This window comes from Kitasatospora sp. NPDC004799, assembly GCF_040609095.1.
GTDB lineage: Bacteria > Actinomycetota > Actinomycetes > Streptomycetales > Streptomycetaceae > Kitasatospora.
The window spans coordinates 1-1,245 of sequence record NZ_JBEXJK010000809.1 but is presented as its reverse complement, the minus strand read 5'-3'; the positions used below and the strand labels follow the sequence as shown (position 1 = coordinate 1,245).

Sequence of the window (1,245 nt, the reverse complement as noted above, 5' to 3'; positions counted from 1 at the left end):
GTCAACGAGTTCGAGGAACTCGCCACCCTTCCCGAACACGCCCCCACGGCGATCCGGCCGCTGGCGCTGCGACCGGTCGCGCGCACCGGTCGTGCAGGCCGTGTCCGGGGCCTTGTGCCGCTCCACCGGCCTGCCCATACTTCCCGTCAGCGCCTGTCAGGAGCAGATCATCCGCGGTGACCCCCATGGGCACCGTCGGGTGTCCGCGCACTCCCTGATCGCGCCTCACGGCCCCCACACCCTCAGGGGGCCTCTCACTCCCAGGAGGAGACCCAGTGAGGACCACGCGCACCATCCCCCGCACCCGCACCGCGAGGACCACCCGGCTGCTCGCCGCCGCCGTCGGCCTGCTGTCCGCCACCGCGGTCGCCGTGCCGAGCGCGGTCGCCGCGCCCGCGCCGTCCGGCCAGGCCCGACTGGCGGCGGTGAGCGACGCCGTGCAGCGGACCGACGTCAACGGCATCGCCTGGTACACCGACCAGGCGTCCGGCCGCGTCGTCGTCACGGCGGACGAGACCGTCCCGCCGGCCGCGATCACCAGGATCCGGCAGGCCGCCGGCTCCGACGCCGCCACCCTGAAGATCCAGCGCACCTCCGGGACCTTCCGCCCGCTGCTCGCGGCCGGTGACGCCGTCTACGGCGGCCAGTACCGCTGTTCGCTCGGCTTCAACGTGGTGAGCGGCAGCACGTACTACTTCCTCACCGCCGGGCACTGCGGGAACGTCGCGAACACCTGGTACACCAACTCCGGTCACACCACGCTGATCGGGGCCACCGTCAACTCCAGCTTCCCGGGCAACGACTACGCGCTGGTCAGCTACGACAACAGCGCCGTGAGCCACACCGGCGGGTTCTCCTCCGCCCCGAACGCCTTCGTCGGCGAGGCGGTCAAGCGCACCGGGTCGACCACCGGCACCCACGGCGGCACCGTCACCGGCCTCAACGCCACCGTGCGCTACGCCGACGGCGGCACCGTCCGCGGCATGATCCAGACCAACGTCTGCGCCGAGCCCGGGGATTCGGGCGGCCCGCTGTACGACGGCACCAAGGCGCTCGGCATCACCTCCGGCGGCAGCGGCGACTGCTCCACCGGCGGCACGACCTTCTTCCAGCCGGTCAACGAGGCACTGGCCAAGTACGGCGTCAACGTCTACTGACCCGACCGCCGTTCCTCCGGTCCGCCCGGCCGGACCCCCCCCCGCCGGCGGGGGGCGGGGCCCGCCGCGCGGCCCCCGATCCGAAGAG

Annotated in this window: 1 protein-coding gene; it reads left to right on the top strand. The window is 73.3% G+C overall.

The genetic code is table 11. The annotated features are described in order from the left end of the window. The first annotated feature begins 275 nt into the window (after positions 1-275). On the top strand, positions 276-1,157 hold the full coding sequence (locus ABZW03_RS40965) for a S1 family peptidase (protein WP_355269986.1): 882 nt from the start codon (positions 276-278) through the stop codon (positions 1,155-1,157). Positions 1,158-1,245: the final 88 nt, after the last annotated feature.